The organism is Xanthomonas bonasiae (assembly GCF_014836395.1).
Lineage (GTDB): Bacteria > Pseudomonadota > Gammaproteobacteria > Xanthomonadales > Xanthomonadaceae > Xanthomonas_A > Xanthomonas_A bonasiae.
Genome location: NZ_JACSQX010000006.1, coordinates 26212 through 42555, shown reverse-complemented (window position 1 = coordinate 42555; position 16344 = coordinate 26212). Strand labels below are relative to the sequence as shown.

Below are 16344 nucleotides of genomic sequence, written 5' to 3'. Positions count from 1 at the left end.
CGACGATGCCGGCGCAGTTCCGGACTCCGTTCGTCGCGGCTGAAGCCGCTCCTGCAGGGAGCTTGCAGCAAGTTGGCGGGGTGCACTGTGGGAGGGACTTCAGTCCCGACTGCATCCAAAGTCGGAACATCCACCGCTTCGCGCGTCGCGATTGCCGCGCCTAGAACGGGTCGCTGCCCGGGCGCAGGTCGATGCCCAGGATCGCCGCCAGGCGCTGCATGTCCTCGTCGTCGCGGCTGAGCGCCATCCAGCCGGCGCGGTCGTCGCCGCCGGTGTCCCAGCACCAGATGCTGTAGCCGTACTCGCGCAGGCGGTCGTAGGCCACCGCCAGCAGCGAGGCGGTGTCGTGGGCGCCGAGGAAGTCCTCGTCGTCGACGTCGCCGCCCCAGTCGAGGCGCAGGTTCCAGCGCGCGGCCAGTTCGTTGATCGCGCCGATCAGCGCTTCGGTATCGCCGCCGTCCACGTAGAAGCCGGAGGTCCAGTCGATGGCGTCCTTCAGCGTCCACAGCCAGCCGTCGCCGTCGCTCTCCACTTCGCCCGCCGCCTCGCGGTAGGCGTTGAACTGGCGCAGCGCGGTCTCGTCGTCGCCGGGATTGATCAGCAGCAGCAGGTTCCAGATCAGCCCCTGCTGGGTATCCGGATCGTCGTCGTCCGCGTCGCCGCTGAGGTCGTCGGGATCTTCGTAGTCGGCGCTGTTGTCGGGCATGGCGGCGGATCGGGCAGTGCGGGACGCGCAGTGTGACGCGCCGGGCGCGGCGACGGAAGCGCGGCGAAACTCGGCAGCGACGCCGCAGGCGTTTATCCTTCGCCCCCGGAAGACGGCTCCACCCGCCGCCAAGCGAACCCATGACGATGAGCGATACCCCTCCCGATCACCTGGCGATCAGCCCGCAGAGCCCGTTCCACGATGCCGAGGCGCTGGCGCGCGGCGTCGGCATCCGCTTCAACGGCGTGGAGCGCGACAACGTGGAGGAGTACTCGGTCAGCGAAGGCTGGATCCGCGTGCAGGTCGGCAAGGCGCGCGACCGCCGCGGCAATCCGATGACGATGAAGATCAAGGGCGCCGTGGAGGCGTACTACCTCGAGAGCAACTGACCGCGCGGGCGCGGCGAGCGCGCGGCATCGCGCGATGGCAGCTGCCCGCGTTGGCGATCGATGCACTCATGGTGGTCCTGGTCTGCCCCCCTGTCGTGTGCCGCAGCCCGTCTGGATACGGTCGGGCTGGCGCACCGCGTCCGCCTGCGCCGCAGGCCGGGTACGTAGTCACCGACCTATTCTGTCGCGGCTGAAGCCGCTCCTACACAGGGCGTGTCGCGTGGGGCTTCGGCCCCGGTAGCGACCAGATCCGTCCTCGCGTTGCCTTTCCACCGCACCGGATCGCGGCGGCGGCCCGCACAAGCGTCACAGCGGCAACGCGCGCCGGCGACGGCTCAGGACTTGAGCCGGTAACCGCTGCGGAAGATCGCCCAGACCACGAGCAGGCACAGCGCCAGGAACACCCCGGTCATGCTCGCGCTGACCGCGATGTGCACGTCGGCCTTGCCGAAGAACGCCCAGCGGAAGCCGCTGACCAGATACACCACCGGATTGAACCAGCTGATCTTCTGCCACAGCGGCGGCAGCATGCTGATGGAGTAGAAGCTGCCGCCGAGGAAGGTCAGCGGGGTCACCACCATCAGCGGGATCACCTGCAGCTTCTCGAAGCCGTCGGCCCAGATGCCGATGATGAAACCGAACAGGCTGAAGGTCAGCGCGGTCAGCACCAGGAAGCCGAACATCCACAGCGGATGCGCGATCTCGTAGGGCACGAACGCGCGCGCGGTGAGCAGGATCAGCAGGCCCAGCAGCACCGACTTGCTCGCCGCCGCGCCGACATAGCCGATCACCACCTCCCACCACGCCACCGGCGCCGACAGCACCTCGTAGATGGTGCCGGCCCAGCGCGGCATGTAGATGCCGAACGAGGCGTTGGACACGCTCTCGTTGAGCAGCGACAGCATCACCAGCCCGGGGATGATGTAGGCGCCGTAGCGGATCCCGTCGATGTCGCCCATGCGCGAGCCGATCGCCGCGCCGAACACCACGAAGTACAGCGAGGTCGACAGCACCGGCGAGGCGATCGACTGGGTCAGCGTGCGGAAGGTACGCGCCATCTCGAAACGGTAGATCGCGGCGATCGCATGCAGGTTCATGCGCGCGCCTCCGTGCGGCCGGCGGCAGGGCGCACCAGGTTGACGAAGATCTCCTCCAGCGAGCTTTCGCTGGAATGCAGGTCCTTGATCTCCACGCCCTGCTCTTCCAGTTGCCGCAGCAGGCTGCCGATGCCGGTCTGCTCGGCCTGCACGTCGTAGGTGTAGGTCAGCACGGCGCCGTCGGCGGACAGTTCCAGCGGCTGCGCCGCCAGCGCCGCGGGCAGCGCCGTCAGCGGCGCCTGCAGGGTCAGCGCCAGCTGCTTCTTGCCGAGCTTGCGCATCAGCGTGCGCTTGTCCTCCACCAGCACCAGCTCGCCGCGGTTGATCACCCCGACCCGGTCGGCCATGTCCTCGGCTTCCTCGATGTAGTGCGTGGTCAGGATGATGGTGGTGCCCTGCTCGCGCAGGCGCCGCACCATCTGCCACATGTCGTGGCGCAGCTCCACGTCCACGCCGGCGGTGGGCTCGTCCAGGAACAGGATGCTCGGTTCGTGCGCCAGCGCCTTGGCGATCAGCACGCGCCGCTTCATGCCGCCGGACAGGGTGGAGATCTTGCTGTCGCGCTTGTCCCACAGCGACAGTTCGCGCAGCACCTGCTCCAGGTAGGCGGGATTCTTCGGCTTGCCGAACAGGCCGCGGCTGAAGCGCACCGTCGCCCACACCGTCTCGAACGCGTCGGTGGCCAGTTCCTGCGGCACCAGGCCGATCTTGGCGCGCGCGGCGCGGTAGTCCTGCACGATGTCGTGGCCGTCGGCCAGCACGGTGCCGGAACTGGGATTGACCAGGCCGCAGACCACGCTGATCAGCGTGGTCTTGCCGGCGCCGTTGGGACCGAGCAGGGCGAAGATCTCGCCGCGCTGGATGTCCAGGTCGATGCCTTTCAGCGCCTGGAAGCCGCCTTTATAGGTCTTGGTGAGCTGTTGGATGGAAATGATCGGCGACACACGACTCCTTGCGCGGTGGATCGGATCGGCCACCGCGACGAACGTCCGACAGGGTAGAGGTCCGCTACGCTCCGATAAACCGCGATAGGCGGAAGCAGTCTCCCGCAGGCGGGATAGTGGTGAGGCCGGGATTCGGGAATGGGGATTCGGGATTGGAAAAGCCTAGCAGCAACGACGTCACGGACATGGCAAGCTCCAGCGTCCGCCGGCCGGGCCGGCATCCAGCGCGGCGCTCCTCAAATCCCCAATCCCCAATCCCGGCTCTCAATTCTTCCGCCGCGCCTCCAGCAGATCCAGATTGCGGATCAGGCGGCGCGCGATCTCGTCGGAGATCTTGCGCTGGCGGGTCAGCTTGAACAGCTCCTGGCGTTCGGCCTGCAGGCCGGCGTGGCGCAGCTGGCGCAGCACGTCGTCCAGCCGCCGCGCCTCTTCCGGGTCGCTCTCCATCGCCTCGCCATGGTCGAGGTGGCGCTGGTACAGGGCGCTGACCCGGATCGCCGCCTCGTTGTAGAGATCGGCATGTTCGCTGTCGTGGACCAGCCGCTGGCGCAGTTTCTCCACCGCCGCCAGCGCCGCGCGCGAGGATTCGCGCCGGGCCAGGTCCTCCTCCAGGCGGTCGCTGGGTTCCTCCGGCAGTTCCAGGCCACGCAGCAGCCGCGGCAACGCCACGCTGGCGACCAGCAACGAGGTGACGATCACCGCGCTGGCCAGGAAGATCACCAGGTCGCGCGCCGGGAACGCGGCGCCGGTGGGCAGCAGCAGCGGCAGGGTCAGCACGCCGGCCAGGGTGATCGCACCGCGCACGCCGGCCAGCGAGGCCGCCACGACGATCCGCCACGGCGGGCTGAGATGCGCCTCGCCGCGGCGCCGCGCCTTGAGCAGGTTCCAGCGCAGCGACAGCCACACCCACACGAAGCGCAGCAACAGCAGGCCGACATAGATCGCCAGCGCATAGCCCAGCAGCCACCACGGATTGAGGTGTCCGGCCTCGTCGATGTTGTGCACCGCGCCCTGCACGATGCCCGGCAACTGCTCGCCGAGCAGCACGAACATGATGCCGTTGAGGGTGAACTGGACCATGTCCCACACCGCCGAGCGCTGCACGCGCATGCTGCCCGGGGCGCGGCCGCTCAGTTCCACGTAGCTCATGCTGATGCCGGCGGCGACCGCGGCGAGGATGCCGGAGGCGTTGATCGCCTCGGCCAGCAGGTAGGCGGCGAACGGCAGCAGCAGGTTGACCAGGATCGCCGCGCCGGGCTCCTCGCCGACCTGGCGCCAGATCCAGCGCTGCGCCAGGCTCGCGCCCAGGGTCACGCCGACGCCGGCGGCGACGCCGACCAGCGCCACCCACAGGAAGGTCAGCGAGGCGTCGGCCAGCGAGAACGCGCCGGTCATCGCCGCGGCCACCGCGAACTGGAAGCAGACCAGGCCCGACGCATCGTTGAGCAGCGATTCGCCCTCCAGGATGTGCATCAGCCGCTTCGGGATCGGCGCCCGCGCCGCGATCGAGGACACCGCGACCGGATCGGTCGGCGACACCACCGCGGCCAGCGCGAACGCCACCGCCAGCGGCATCGCCGGAATCATCCAGTGGATCAGGAAACCGGCGCCGACCACGGTGAACACCACCAGCCCCAGCGCCAGTTCCAGGATCGCGCCCTTGTCGCGGAACAGGCCCTGCTTGGGGATGCGCCAACCGTCCAGGAACAGCAGCGGCGGCAGGAACAGCAGGAAGAACAGCTCCGGCTCCAGCGCGTACCCCTTCTTGAACACCCCGGCGATGACCGCGCCCAGGCCGATCTGCACCAGCGGCAACGGCAGCGAGAACGGCAACACGCGGACCAGATAGCCGCTGGCCACCACCGCCAGCAACATCGCCAACACCACTTCGATCGAATGCATGCTCGTCCGGACGGCGGTGCCGCACCGCCGGCACCGCACCATGAATGGGGGAAGCGGCAAGCAAAGCGCACCGCAGGCGCGATGTCCAGTGACAGCGGCGCGCGGCATTTAGCCGGCGGCGCGCCTGCAGCGGCCCGCACACGCCCTGCTGGCGCCGTGCCGCGGTCGCGGTCGCGGCGCAAGCTGCGCTACCCGGCCGCATCGCGGCACGCGATAGTATCGATCCGCCCCATTCCCACACCGAAACCCGCGCAGCGTCGCCGTCGGAGACTCCATGCTGACCATTCAAGAGCTCAACACCTTCATCGACGACCAGGCGGTCGGCGACAGCGTCTCGCAGATCTGGACCCTGATCGGCCAGCATTTCGAGCAGGCCCAGGCGACCCTGCCCGCCGAACAGGCGATGCCGCGGCGCGAACTGTCGTTCCACGATCATGTGCGGCTATTGGGCTATCTGTGCCTGCTGCTCGAGGGCATTCCGGGCGACCTGGTGGAGATCGGGGTGTGGAAGGGCAAGTCGCTGGTGCTGATGAACGAGGTCAGCAACCGCCAGCGCAGGGTGATCGGCCTGGATCCGTTCGCCTTGCCGAACCAGTTCGAGGAATTCAACCACTATCGCCAGCTGCTGCTGCCCAATGCGCAGTTCATCCGCGGCTACTCGGAGTTCTGCGCCCAGCACTTCTACAACATGAAACCCGAAGTGGCATTGCTGCATATTGACGGCGGCCACACCGGGCGCAACGTGCTGCTGGATTTCCTGCTGTATGCGCCCAGCGTGGTGAGCGGCGGGTTCGTGGTGTTCGACGACTACGGCGACCACCAGCATTCGCCGGAAGTTGGGCCCGCGGTCGACCTGCTCAGGGCCACCGGCTACTTCAACGACTTCCATGTGCTGGGCTGCGCACATGGGTTCGAGAACAGCTACGTGCTGCAGCGCCGCTGAGCCGACGGCGCTGTGTCCGTCCGCCGCCTGCCCACGCTGGCAGGCGGCGCTGCCTGCGTGAGTCCCCAACGACGCAACACCTGCGGCGCGGCATGGCGCACGAGCCCGTCGCCGCGCGCGGTCTTGCCGGCTGCAGCGTGTGCGCAGCCTCTGCGCAGGCACGCTTGCCGGAGTGCCCTTGGCGCGCGGGGGCCATACCCGCATTCATCATTATCTGGGTGGCGTGATGCAACCGCGCCAGCGCTGCGCCCGTAAAGCGTGTGCACGGTCGACTGGCCGCGCATCCCCTAAAGGAGCAAACCCATGAAGATCCACTTGCTGGCCCTGGCCCTCGCCGGCCTCGTCTCGATGCCCGCCATGGCCGCCACCGGCCAAGCCGCGATGCACGACCACGCCGCGATGACCGAGGCCAAGCCGAATCCGATGGTCGGCGGCGCCCCGATGTACGCGACCAAGGACATCATCGACAACGCGGTCAACTCCAAGGATCACACGACCCTGGTCGCCGCGGTCAAGGCCGCCGGCCTGGTGGACACGCTGAAGGGCGCAGGCCCGTTCACCGTGTTCGCACCGACCAACGCCGCCTTCGCCGCACTGCCGGCGGGCACCGTGGACACGCTGCTCAAGCCCGAAAACAAGGACAAGCTGACTCAGGTCCTGACCTATCACGTGGTCGCCGGCAAGCTCGATGCGGCGACGCTGCTGGCGCAGATCAAGGCCGGCGGCGGCAGCGCCAAGTTGACCACCGTGCAGGGCGAAACGCTGGTCGCCAAGACCCGCGGCGGCAAGGTCACCCTCACCGACAGCAAGGGCAATACCGCCCACGTCACCACCGCCGACGTGATGCAGAGCAATGGCGTGATCCATGTGGTGGACAAGGTTTTGATGCCGTAAGCACACCTCGGGGAGTGCATTGGCATCGCGAGGACGGCTTTGGCCGTCCTCGTTTTGCGCCGTGCATGCGAATGGCGACAGACGGCGCGGCCTGCCCGCTGCAATGGCGGGCGAACGCGCACAGACGGTCAGTCGTCGGCACTGGCTGCGCGCGGCGTCTGCATCTGTTCTGCAAGAACGCGCAAGTCCTGCACGAAGCCTCGATAGGCGGCATCGACCGTATCGGTGCCGCGCTGGCGCAACACCCATGACGGATGCACGGTGGCCAGGGCACGGGTGCCGTCGGCCAGCGCCTGCCACTGCCCGCGCTGCGCCATCAGCGCAAAGCCGTTGCCGAGCACCGCGTGCGCCGCGGTCGCGCCCAGGCACAGCACGATGCGCGGGCGCACCCGCGCCAGCTCGCCGGCCAGCCAGAAACGGCATGCCTCCACCTGCGCACGCTCGGGATTGCGATGCAACCGCGCCTTGCCGCGTTGCTCGAAACGGAAATGCTTGACCGCATTGGTCACGTACAGCCCGGCGCGGGCGATGCCGAGTTCGTGCAGCGTGCGATCGAACAGGCGCCCGGCCGGACCGACGAACGGCCGCCCGCTCAGATCCTCCTCGTCGCCGGGCTGCTCGCCCACCACCATCACCGCCGCATCGTGCGGCCCCTCGCCGAACACGGTCTGCGTGGCCGGCTGCCAGAGCGGGCAGCGCCGGCACTCGCGCGCCGCGGCGCGCAGCGCATCCAGGCTGCCATCGACATCGACATCGACCGGCGGCGGCGGCGCGGGAATGCGCCGACGCGCCGGCTCCGGCGCGCGCTTGGCCATGGCGCGCACGCGCTGCCCGGCCTCGCGGATCAGGCCCGGCAGCAACTGCGTCTCCGGCAGGTTCTTCCAGTACTTCTGCGGCATCTCCTGGCGCATCATGTCCGGATTGAGCCGTGCCGGATTGAAAATGTTGGCGTAGTAGGTGCGCCACAACGCATCCTGCGCATCGTCGGCCGGCGCATCGGCCCGTTGCGCACCAGCGCCGAACTGCAGCGCGGCGCCGTCCCAACGCACGCTGCGGTAAGGCGTGAGGATCGCCCAGCGCATGCCGGCAAAACGGCGCGCGAAGAACGGCGCGATGCGATCGACGATGTGGTGTTCCGGCTCGAACCAGGCGACGAACGCCTCGTCCTCGCCGGGCACCTCGCGGAAGCGCACGAACGCCTTCATCTTGTGGCTGTCGCGGCGCACCGCCTGCGCCCACTGCTGCGCCCGATGCACATCGGCATCGGTGACCCGCTGCAACAGCGCGCGCTCGCCCGACGCGATCCGCCACAACAGCCGATACAGCAACGCGTGCCGCTGCGGATCGCGATGGCACAGCACCGCCCCCGCCAACGCCAGGAACTCGGCGGACACCCGCGGCGCCGCCACCGTGGCCGGCAACATGGCCACATCGGCACCGGCCAGCAACCCGCCCTGCGCATCCCCCTCCCAGACCAGCGACTCCGGCGCCACCTGCGCACACCACGCCGCCCGCGCCGCCCCCCGCCACGCCTCCAAACTCCACGCAGGCACCACCTCAGCCCGAAACACAGCTCAACCCTCGCATCACCGCACCGGCACCAACCCAACAGCCACCAGCACCACCATCACCAAAGCAACGGCCGTTGCCGTTGCTATTGCGGTTGCCTTTGCTATTGCCTTTGCTGTTGCTGTTGCTGTTGCTGTTGCCGGTGATCTTGCTGTTAAAACTTCCCGCCTTAAAGCGAGCCGAGCACCGCAGTGGCGAGCGGCCGAAGAGGCGCCCCTGTTTGAGCGAAGCGAGTTTGGGCGCCGTGCCGTTCGCCGCGAGGAGCGCAGGGGACCGGTGCGGCTGTATCGCACCGGCTCGTGTCGGGCGGGAGCGGTTTTGGTTACTTTTGCCAAGACAAAAGTGACTCGCGCCGACCGGCGCGAAAGCTCTTGATCTTGCTCTTGATCTTGCTTCGGCAACTGCCGTTGCCTCTGCAGTTGCAGTTGCAGTTGCCATCGCAGCAATCATCGCAACAACCCAGCCACTACAGCGCCACAGCACAGCGTCAATCAAACAACCCACCCTGCCGCGGCGCCGGCGCCAACTGCGCCCGCAACCGCTGCGGATCGTCCAACCGCCGGCGCGGATGATGATCCACCACACTGACGAACGGCAGCACCTTCTTCATCGGCATCCGCAACCGTGCCAGATCCCCGACCCGCAACCGCGCATGCCGCCGCGACAGCAACAACCGCTCCACATTGCGTGTGCCCAGGCCCGGCACCCGCAACAACATCTCCCGCGCCGCCGTATTCAGATCGACCGGAAACCGCTCCGGATTCCGCAATGCCCAGGCCAGCTTCGGATCCACGTCCAGATCGAGCATGCCGCTGGCCGCCTCCGGCGCGATCTCCTCCACCGAAAAATCGTAGAACCGCAGCAGCCAGTCGGCCTGATACAGGCGATGCTCGCGCTGCAACGGCGGCGCCTGCAGCGGCAGCTTCGACGATGCATCCGGAATCGGACTGAACGCCGAGTAGTAGACCCGCCGCAGTCGATAATTGCCGTAGAGATTGTGGCTGGTGCGCAGGATCGCGCGGTCGTCGGCAGCGTCGGCGCCGACGATCATCTGCGTGCTCTGCCCGGCCGGCGCGAACCGCGGCGGCTTGGCGCTGAGCTTGCGCTCGGCCTTGCGCGCCTCCTTGCTTTCCTCGATGCGCCAGCGCAGCTCGCCCATCGCCGCGCGGATGCCGCCGACGCTCTTTTCCGGCGCCAGCCGGGTCAGACCCTGTTCGGTCGGCAGCTCGACATTGATGCTCAGCCGGTCGGCGTAGCGGCCGGCCGCGGCCAGCAGTTCCGGCGCCGCATCGGGAATCGTCTTGAGATGGATGTAGCCGGCGAAGCGGTGCTCCTCGCGCAGCTGCCGCGCCACTTCCACCAGCTGTTCCATCGTGTAGTCGCTGTTGCGGATGATGCCGCTGGACAGGAACAGGCCCTCGATGTAATTGCGCTTGTAGAAATCCAGGGTCAGCTTGACCACTTCGGCCGGGGCGAAGCGCGCGCGACGCACGTTGCTGGAGACGCGGTTGACGCAGTACGCGCAATCGAACACGCAGAAGTTGGTCAGCAGGATCTTCAGCAGCGACACGCAGCGGCCATCGGGCGTGTAGGAATGGCAGATGCCCATGCCCTCGGTGCTGCCGATACCGCCGCTGCGCAGCGAATGGCGCTTGTCAGCGCCGCTGGAGGCGCAGGAGGCGTCGTATTTGGCCGCGTCGGCGAGCACGGCGAGCTTTTCGAGGGTATTCACGCGTGGACGATGCCCGCTGGCCGTCTCAGCCTGTGAGACGGCGAGGCGTATTTTCCTTCACCGCGATGAACCGCTCAGGCGCGCGCCGGCGCGCTGCGGCGGTCGCGCTCAGGCCGCGGCGCGCCGCACCGCGCCGTCGAACCGGTACAGGTCCATCGCCAGCAGCCCGGCATCGATGCCGGCATCGATGCGCTGCGCGCCCAGCCCCTCTTCGCCGGCGGCGCCCATCGCGAAGTAGATCGGCAGCCAATGCTCGTCGGTGGGATGCGCGCGCTCGGCGAACGGCGCCTGGCGGCGATAGTCGAGCAGGGCCGGCAGGTCCTCGCGCCGCAAGGCCTGCTCCACCCACTCGATGAACGGGCGCACGTAGGGCGCGTCCTTGCCCTCGGCGTAGCGGCCGAAGTCGTGCAGGTTGTGGGTGATGCTGCCCGAGCCGACCAGCAGCACGCCGTCGTCGCGCAGCGGCGCCAGCGCGCGGCCCATCGCCAGCTGGTGGGCGGGGCCCAGTTCCGGCTGGATCGACAGCGGCAGCACCGGGATGTCGGCCTGCGGGTACAGCAGCGACAACGGCACCCACACGCCATGGTCCAGGCCGCGGCGCTCGTCCACAAAGGGCTGCAGACCGGCGCGTTCGAGCCGTTCGGCGACCTCGCGCGCCAGCGCCGGCGCGCCCGGCGCCGGATACTGCATCTCGTGCAGCGCGCGCGGGAAACCGCCGAAGTCGTGGATGGTCTGCGGCTGCGCCGCAGCGCCGACCAGCGGCCGCCGCGCCAGCCAGTGCGCCGACGCCACCACGATCGCGCGCGGACGCGGCAACGCCGCCGCCAGTTCGGCCAGGCGCACGCCCACCAGACCCGGGTCCAGCGCGGTCATCGGCGAACCATGCGAGATGTACAGCGAGGGCAGACGGGACATGACAGGTTCTCCAGGGGGATCAGGCGCGGCGTCCGCCGATCGGGACGCTGCCGGGGCCGGCGGCGCCGGCACGCGTGGCCCTGGATCGCAAGGGCCATGGCGGCAGATCCACAGGGTATTCCCGTCACGAGGGGGGATAAATTACCCTGCGCCCGGATATCTATTTCGGGAACGGCAACAATGGATACGCTGGAAGCGATGCGCGTGTTCGTCACCGTGGTCGACCGCAACGGCTTCAACGCTGCCGCCGACGCGCTGGGCATGTCCACCGCCAGCGTCACCCGGCAGGTCGCCTGGCTGGAGAAGCGGCTGGGCCTGCGCCTGCTCAACCGCACCACGCGCCGGGTCAGCCCGAGCAGCGTCGGTACCGCCTACTACCAGCGCTGCCAGGTGCTGCTGGCCGAGTTCGACGACATGGAGGCGGCGGTCGGCGAGCAGGCGCTGACCCCGTCCGGCACCCTGCGCATCAACGCGCCCTTCAGCTTCAGCATCGCCCGGCTGGGACCGCGGCTGGCCGGCTACCGGGCGCGCTATCCGCAGGTCGCGCTGGACCTGTCGCTGTCCGACCGCATGGTGGACATCGTCGAGGAAGGCTACGACATGGCGATCCGCATCACCCGCCAGGTCACCCCGACCCTGATCGCACGCAAGCTCGGCGAGGTGCAGGCGTATTTGTGCGCCTCGCCGGCCTACCTGGAACGCGCCGGCATGCCGCGCCTGGCCGCCGACATCGCCGGCCACGAATTCCTGACCTACAGCTACATGCCGCTCGACGAGATCGTCCTGCATGGCCCCGACGGCGAAACCCGGGTTCGCGTGCAGGGCGGGCTGCGCGCCAACAGCGGCGACGTGCTGCGCGAGGCCGCGATCTCCGGCATGGGCATCGTCCTGCAGCCGGACTTCATCGCCCAGGACGCGCTGGAGGACGGCCGCCTGGTGCGGGTGCTGCCCGACCACCGGCTCGCCCCGATCGGCGTCTACGCGGTCTATGCCAGCCGCAGCCACCTGGCGCCGAAGGTGCGCAGCTTCATCGATTACCTGGTCGAAGTCGGCATCGAACGCGAGATGCACGCCGCCGCCGCGCCCTGATCCGCGGCCACCGCTCGGACACAACATCCCGCACGTGGCGCTGATCGAAGCGGCGGCGCATGCGCACAATGCCCGCGCTTCATCCCCCTTCCTTTCAGGAGTTCGCCCATGAGCAAGATCGCCATCGTCTATTTCAGCGGCTACGGCCATACCGTCAAGCAGGCCGAGGCGGTGCACGCCGGCGCCGCCGCCGTCGGCGAGGCCACGCTGTACCGCATCGACCAGGACGGCAACCTGCCGGAAAGCGCCTGGGAAGCCATCGGCCAGGCCGATGCGATCGTCTACGGCAGCCCGACCTACATGGGCGGCCCGGCCTGGCAGTTCAAGAAGTTCGCCGACGCCAGCTCCAAGCCGTGGTTCGCGCAGGCGTGGAAGGACAAGGTCGCCGCCGGCTTCACCAACTCGGCCTCGGTCAACGGCGACAAGTTCTCCACCATCGAATACTTCTGGACCCTGTCGCAGCAGCACGGCCAGGTCTGGGTCGGCACCGGCCTGCTGCCGGCCAACACCAAGGCGCACGGCCCGGCCGACACCAACTGGACCGCCGGCTCCGGCGGCGCGCTGGCGATCTCGCCGTCGGACGCCTCGCCGGAGGAAGCGCCGCGCACCGGCGACCTGGAGACCGCCAGGCTGCTCGGCAAGCGCGTGGCCGAATACGCGGCCAAGCTGAAACGCTGAGCCGCGCACGGCGTCGCCCACGCCATGCGGGCGACGCCGGTTGCGGGGTTGCGCGACCGGTGTCGGCGCCGCACACGAACGGACGCGGCGGCTACTGCGCCGCCGCGTTCGCCGCGCGCAGATGGTCGATGAACACGCGCAGCTTCGGCGCCAGGTGTTCGCGCGCCGGATAGTAGAGATAGAAGCCGGCGAAAGGCTGCTGCCAGTCGTCGAGCACGCGGACCAGGCGGCCGGCGGCGACATCGGCGGCGACCACCGATTCGAAGCCCTGCGCCAGGCCCAGCCCTGCCAGCGCCGCCGCATGGGTCAGGCCGCTGTCGTTGAACACCAGGGTACCGGTCACCTCCACTTCGAAATCGCGGCCGTCGCGGGTGAACTCCCAGGCCATGCGCCGGCCATTGCTCATGCGATGCACGATGCAGTCGTGCTCGACCAGGTCGGCCGGCGTCTGCGGCGGCGGATGGCGCCGGAAATAGCCCGGTGCCGCACAGATCACCTGGCGCTGCATCGGCCCCAGCGGCACCGCGATCATGTCGCGCGCCAGGCATTCGCCCAGGCGGATGCCGGCATCGAAGCCCTCGGCCACCACGTCCACCAACGCCGGGTCCACGCACAGCTCCACTTCGATCTGCGGATAGCGCGCCAGGAACGACGGCAGCCACGGCATCACCAGTTGGTCGGCGACCACCCGCGGCAGGGTGATGCGCAGGCGCCCGACCGGGCGTTCGCGCACCGTGTCCAGGTCCAGGAACGCCGCCTCGATCTGCGCCAGACCGGGTTTCACCCGTTCCAGGAAGCGCGCGCCGTGCTCGCTCAGCGCCACCCGGCGCGTGGTCCGGTGCAGCAGGCGCACGCCCAGTTGCGCTTCCAGCGCGCGCACCGTCTGCGACAGGGCCGAGGCCGAGACGCCCAGTTCGTCGGCGGCGCGGGTGAAGCTGGCGTGGTGGGCGACGCGGGCGAAGGCGACCACGGCAGGCAGGGGACTGGCAGCCATTGTGAAGCTCAACTTCAAGGAAGATGCAGACTATGCCAGTTTATCTGCCTGGTCGGGCGGCGCATCCTGCCGTTCCCGCGGTCCGATCCGCTTGCCAGGAAGCTCCCCATGTCGCTCGACCACTACCGCCTGCTCGGCCGCTCCGGCCTGCGCGTCAGCCCCATCTCGCTGGGCACGATGACCTTCGGCAACGACTGGGGCTGGGGCGCCGACGCCGCCGAAGCCAGCCGCCTGTTCGCGCGCTATGTCGAGCTTGGCGGCAATTTCATCGACACCGCCAACACCTACACCAACGGCAGCTCCGAGACCCTGCTCGGCACCTTCGCCGAAGGCCGCCGCGACCGCCTGGTGATCGCCAGCAAGTACACCCTCAACCCCTTCCCCGGCGATCCCAACGGCGGCGGCAACCACCGCAAGAACCTGCTGCAGTCGGTGGAGGCCAGCCTGAAGCGGCTGCGCACCGACTACCTGGACCTGCTGTACCTGCACATCTGGGACGACACCACGCCGGTGGAGGAAGTGATGCGCGGCTTCGACGACCTGGTCCGCGCCGGCAAGATCGTCTACGCCGGCATCTCCGACACGCCGGCCTGGCAGGTGGCGCGGATGCAGACCCTGGCCGACCTGCGCGGCTGGTCGCCGCTGGTGGCGCTGCAGATCGAATACAGCCTGGCGCAGCGCACGGTCGAAGCCGAGCTGGTGCCGATGGCCGAGGCGCTGGGGCTCGCGGTGCTGGCCTGGTCGCCGCTGACCATGGGCATCCTGACCGGCAAGTACAGCCGTCAGGACCTGGCCGCGGTGCAGCGCCGCGCCGCCGATGGCCAGGCCGGCGCCGAACGCGGCGATGCCGCGCATGCGCACGAAATGCTGACCGAGCGCGCGCTGGACATCGCCGATGTGGTCAAGCAGGTCGCCGCGGAGATCGGCCGTTCGCCGGCGCAGGTGGCGCTGGCCTGGCTGCTGCAGCGGCCGGGCGGCGGCGCGATCCCGATCGTCGGCGCGCGCACCCTGGCGCAGCTGGACGACAACCTCGGCGCGCTGGAGCTGCAACTGGACGCGGCGCAGTTGCAGCGGCTGGACGCGGTCAGCGCGGTGGCGCATCCGTTCCCGCACGCGTTCGTGCGCCTGCCGATGCCGCGGCACCTGGTGTCCGGCGGCACCCGCCTGCGCCCGCGTACGCCGGCGATCTGAACCGCGGCGCCGACGCGCGACCGAACGCGGCACTGACTGTGCGCAAACGTCGGCCATGGCATGGTCGGCGCCTGCGCAGATCGCGGCGCGGCGGCACGTTTGCAGGATCGGACAAGGATCCTGCGCGATCGCGATAACCCACCGCCGCGCCACGCCCGCATCCTCCCTGCCCCGCGACGACAGCGTCCGCGCCGCGTCTTTTCTTCTCCCGTCCCTCCCACTTCGCAACAGGAGTTTCCCGATGCAAACCCGCACTCTCGGCCGCAACGGCCCCCGCGTGTCCGCCCTCGGCCTCGGCTGCATGGGCATGAGCGCGTTCTACGGCGGCCGCAACGACGACGCGGCCTCGATCGCGGTGATCCATGCCGCGCTCGACCACGGCGTCACCCTGATCGACACCGCCGACATGTACGGCCCGCACACCAACGAAGTGCTGGTCGGCAAGGCGCTGGCCGGGCGCCGCGACCAGGCGTTCCTGGCCACCAAGTTCGGCATCAAGCTCGATCCCAACGATCCGAGCGTGCGCGGCGTCGACGGCCGCCCCGAATACGTGCAGGCCACCTGCGAGGGCAGCCTGCAGCGCCTGGGCGTGGACCACATCGACCTGTACTACCAGCACCGGGTGGACCCGAACGTGCCGATCGAGGACACCGTCGGGGCGATGGCGCGGCTGGTGGAACAGGGCAAGGTGCGCTTCCTGGGCCTGTCCGAAGCCGCCGCCGGCACCATCCGCCGCGCGTATGCGGTGCACCCGATCACCGCGCTGCAGAGCGAGTACTCGCTGTGGTCGCGCGATCCGGAGAGCGACCAGGTGCTGGAGACGGTGCGCGAACTGGGCATCGGCTTCGTGCCGTACTCGCCGCTCGGCCGCGGCTTCCTGACCGGGGCGATCCGCTCGCCGGAGGACTTCGAGGCCGACGACTATCGCCGCCATTCGCCGCGCTTCCAGGGCGAGAACTTCGCCCGCAACCTGCAGCTGGTGGAACAGGTGCGCACGCTGGCCCAGGCCAAGGGCGTGACCCCCGGGCAGCTGGCGCTGGCCTGGGTCCTGGCGCAGGGCGAGGACTTGGTACCGATCCCGGGCACCAAGCGCCTGGCCTACCTGGAAGAGAACCTGGGCGCGCTGCAGGTGACGCTGAGCGCCGAGGATCTGGCGCAGATCGAGGCGATCTTCCCGGCCGACGCCGCCGCCGGCACCCGCTACCCGCCGGCGATGATGGCGACGCTGCAGCGCTGACCTGCTGCTCCGATCCGGCCGCGCCGCGCCTGCGGCCGGCCGGGACGCGGGGGGGGGGGGCGGG

Annotated in this window: 15 protein-coding genes; 7 read left to right on the top strand and 8 right to left on the bottom strand. The window is 69.2% G+C overall.

Annotated features, from left to right (window positions below; translation table 11 throughout):
• Positions 1-160: 160 nt before the first annotated feature.
• The gene (locus H9658_RS10815; RefSeq protein ID WP_191825358.1) at positions 161-706 is read right to left on the bottom strand and encodes a DUF6630 family protein; all 546 of its coding nucleotides are present in this window, start codon (positions 704-706) and stop codon (positions 161-163) included.
• Positions 707-852: 146 nt separating this feature from the next.
• On the opposite strand from H9658_RS10815, the gene H9658_RS10810 reads away from it, so the two are divergent.
• Positions 853-1095, top strand: coding sequence for a DUF3297 family protein (locus H9658_RS10810; RefSeq protein WP_179568840.1), 243 nt, complete (start codon positions 853-855; stop codon positions 1093-1095).
• A gap of 335 nt (positions 1096-1430) precedes the next feature.
• Here H9658_RS10810 and H9658_RS10805 read toward each other — a convergent pair whose 3' ends face one another.
• The 3 genes from H9658_RS10805 to H9658_RS10795 form a co-directional block, all read right to left on the bottom strand.
• Complete coding sequence (locus H9658_RS10805) at positions 1431-2192, bottom strand: ABC transporter permease (RefSeq protein WP_179568842.1); 762 nt, start codon at positions 2190-2192, stop codon at positions 1431-1433.
• On the bottom strand, positions 2189-3136 hold the full coding sequence (locus tag H9658_RS10800; protein ID WP_191825357.1) for an ABC transporter ATP-binding protein: 948 nt from the start codon (positions 3134-3136) through the stop codon (positions 2189-2191). The genes H9658_RS10805 and H9658_RS10800 overlap by 4 nt, the downstream gene beginning before the upstream one ends.
• A gap of 264 nt (positions 3137-3400) precedes the next feature.
• Positions 3401-5038 (bottom strand): Na+/H+ antiporter, encoded by a 1638-nt coding sequence (locus tag H9658_RS10795; protein ID WP_179568846.1) that lies wholly within the window; start codon positions 5036-5038, stop codon positions 3401-3403.
• Positions 5039-5312: 274 nt separating this feature from the next.
• Between H9658_RS10795 and H9658_RS10790 the strand changes: the two genes are divergently transcribed.
• Entirely contained in the window at positions 5313-5981 is a 669-nt protein-coding gene (locus tag H9658_RS10790) for a class I SAM-dependent methyltransferase (RefSeq protein WP_179568848.1), read from the top strand.
• Positions 5982-6329: 348 nt separating this feature from the next.
• Positions 6330-6875, top strand: a complete 546-nt coding sequence (locus tag H9658_RS10785; RefSeq protein ID WP_369916694.1) for a fasciclin domain-containing protein — start codon at positions 6330-6332, stop codon at positions 6873-6875.
• A gap of 128 nt (positions 6876-7003) precedes the next feature.
• On the opposite strand, the gene H9658_RS10780 is transcribed toward H9658_RS10785, so the two are convergent.
• From H9658_RS10780 to H9658_RS10770, 3 genes are all read right to left on the bottom strand, one after another.
• Complete coding sequence (locus tag H9658_RS10780; protein ID WP_191825355.1) at positions 7004-8446, bottom strand: UdgX family uracil-DNA binding protein; 1443 nt, start codon at positions 8444-8446, stop codon at positions 7004-7006.
• 485 nt (positions 8447-8931) lie between these two features.
• Positions 8932-10176, bottom strand: coding sequence for a putative DNA modification/repair radical SAM protein (locus tag H9658_RS10775; protein ID WP_191825354.1), 1245 nt, complete (start codon positions 10174-10176; stop codon positions 8932-8934).
• A 108-nt stretch (positions 10177-10284) separates the two neighbouring features.
• Entirely contained in the window at positions 10285-11091 is an 807-nt protein-coding gene (locus H9658_RS10770) for a DODA-type extradiol aromatic ring-opening family dioxygenase (protein WP_191825353.1), read from the bottom strand.
• A gap of 180 nt (positions 11092-11271) precedes the next feature.
• Between H9658_RS10770 and H9658_RS10765 the strand changes: the two genes are divergently transcribed.
• Both H9658_RS10765 and H9658_RS10760 read left to right on the top strand, forming a co-directional pair.
• Positions 11272-12180, top strand: coding sequence for a LysR family transcriptional regulator (locus H9658_RS10765; RefSeq protein ID WP_179568860.1), 909 nt, complete (start codon positions 11272-11274; stop codon positions 12178-12180).
• Positions 12181-12288: 108 nt separating this feature from the next.
• The gene (locus H9658_RS10760; protein ID WP_191825352.1) at positions 12289-12858 is read left to right on the top strand and encodes a flavodoxin family protein; all 570 of its coding nucleotides are present in this window, start codon (positions 12289-12291) and stop codon (positions 12856-12858) included.
• Positions 12859-12949: 91 nt separating this feature from the next.
• On the opposite strand, the gene H9658_RS10755 is transcribed toward H9658_RS10760, so the two are convergent.
• Complete coding sequence (locus tag H9658_RS10755; RefSeq protein ID WP_191825351.1) at positions 12950-13852, bottom strand: LysR family transcriptional regulator; 903 nt, start codon at positions 13850-13852, stop codon at positions 12950-12952.
• Positions 13853-13960: 108 nt separating this feature from the next.
• On the opposite strand from H9658_RS10755, the gene H9658_RS10750 reads away from it, so the two are divergent.
• Both H9658_RS10750 and H9658_RS10745 read left to right on the top strand, forming a co-directional pair.
• Entirely contained in the window at positions 13961-15043 is a 1083-nt protein-coding gene (locus tag H9658_RS10750) for an aldo/keto reductase (protein ID WP_179568866.1), read from the top strand.
• Between the two features lie 241 nt (positions 15044-15284).
• Positions 15285-16280 carry an aldo/keto reductase gene (locus H9658_RS10745; RefSeq protein WP_191825350.1) on the top strand — a complete coding sequence of 332 codons (996 nt, stop codon included), beginning with the start codon at positions 15285-15287 and terminating at the stop codon, positions 16278-16280.
• Positions 16281-16344: the final 64 nt, after the last annotated feature.

Excerpts from the sequence above, each read along its gene's own strand:
- H9658_RS10815 (WP_191825358.1), bottom strand. The coding sequence starts at position 706 with ATGCCCGACAACAGCGCCGACTACGAAGATCCCGACGACCTCAGCGGC.
- H9658_RS10810 (WP_179568840.1), top strand. The coding sequence starts at position 853 with ATGAGCGATACCCCTCCCGATCACCTGGCGATCAGCCCGCAGAGCCCG.
- H9658_RS10795 (WP_179568846.1), bottom strand. The coding sequence starts at position 5,038 with ATGCATTCGATCGAAGTGGTGTTGGCGATGTTGCTGGCGGTGGTGGCC.
- H9658_RS10785 (WP_369916694.1), top strand. The coding sequence starts at position 6,330 with ATGCCCGCCATGGCCGCCACCGGCCAAGCCGCGATGCACGACCACGCC.
- H9658_RS10770 (WP_191825353.1), bottom strand. The coding sequence starts at position 11,091 with ATGTCCCGTCTGCCCTCGCTGTACATCTCGCATGGTTCGCCGATGACC.
- H9658_RS10765 (WP_179568860.1), top strand. The coding sequence starts at position 11,272 with ATGGATACGCTGGAAGCGATGCGCGTGTTCGTCACCGTGGTCGACCGC.
- H9658_RS10790 (WP_179568848.1), top strand. The coding sequence starts at position 5,313 with ATGCTGACCATTCAAGAGCTCAACACCTTCATCGACGACCAGGCGGTC.
- H9658_RS10755 (WP_191825351.1), bottom strand. The coding sequence starts at position 13,852 with ATGGCTGCCAGTCCCCTGCCTGCCGTGGTCGCCTTCGCCCGCGTCGCC.
- H9658_RS10750 (WP_179568866.1), top strand. The coding sequence starts at position 13,961 with ATGTCGCTCGACCACTACCGCCTGCTCGGCCGCTCCGGCCTGCGCGTC.
- H9658_RS10745 (WP_191825350.1), top strand. The coding sequence starts at position 15,285 with ATGCAAACCCGCACTCTCGGCCGCAACGGCCCCCGCGTGTCCGCCCTC.
- H9658_RS10805 (WP_179568842.1), bottom strand. The coding sequence starts at position 2,192 with ATGAACCTGCATGCGATCGCCGCGATCTACCGTTTCGAGATGGCGCGT.
- H9658_RS10760 (WP_191825352.1), top strand. The coding sequence starts at position 12,289 with ATGAGCAAGATCGCCATCGTCTATTTCAGCGGCTACGGCCATACCGTC.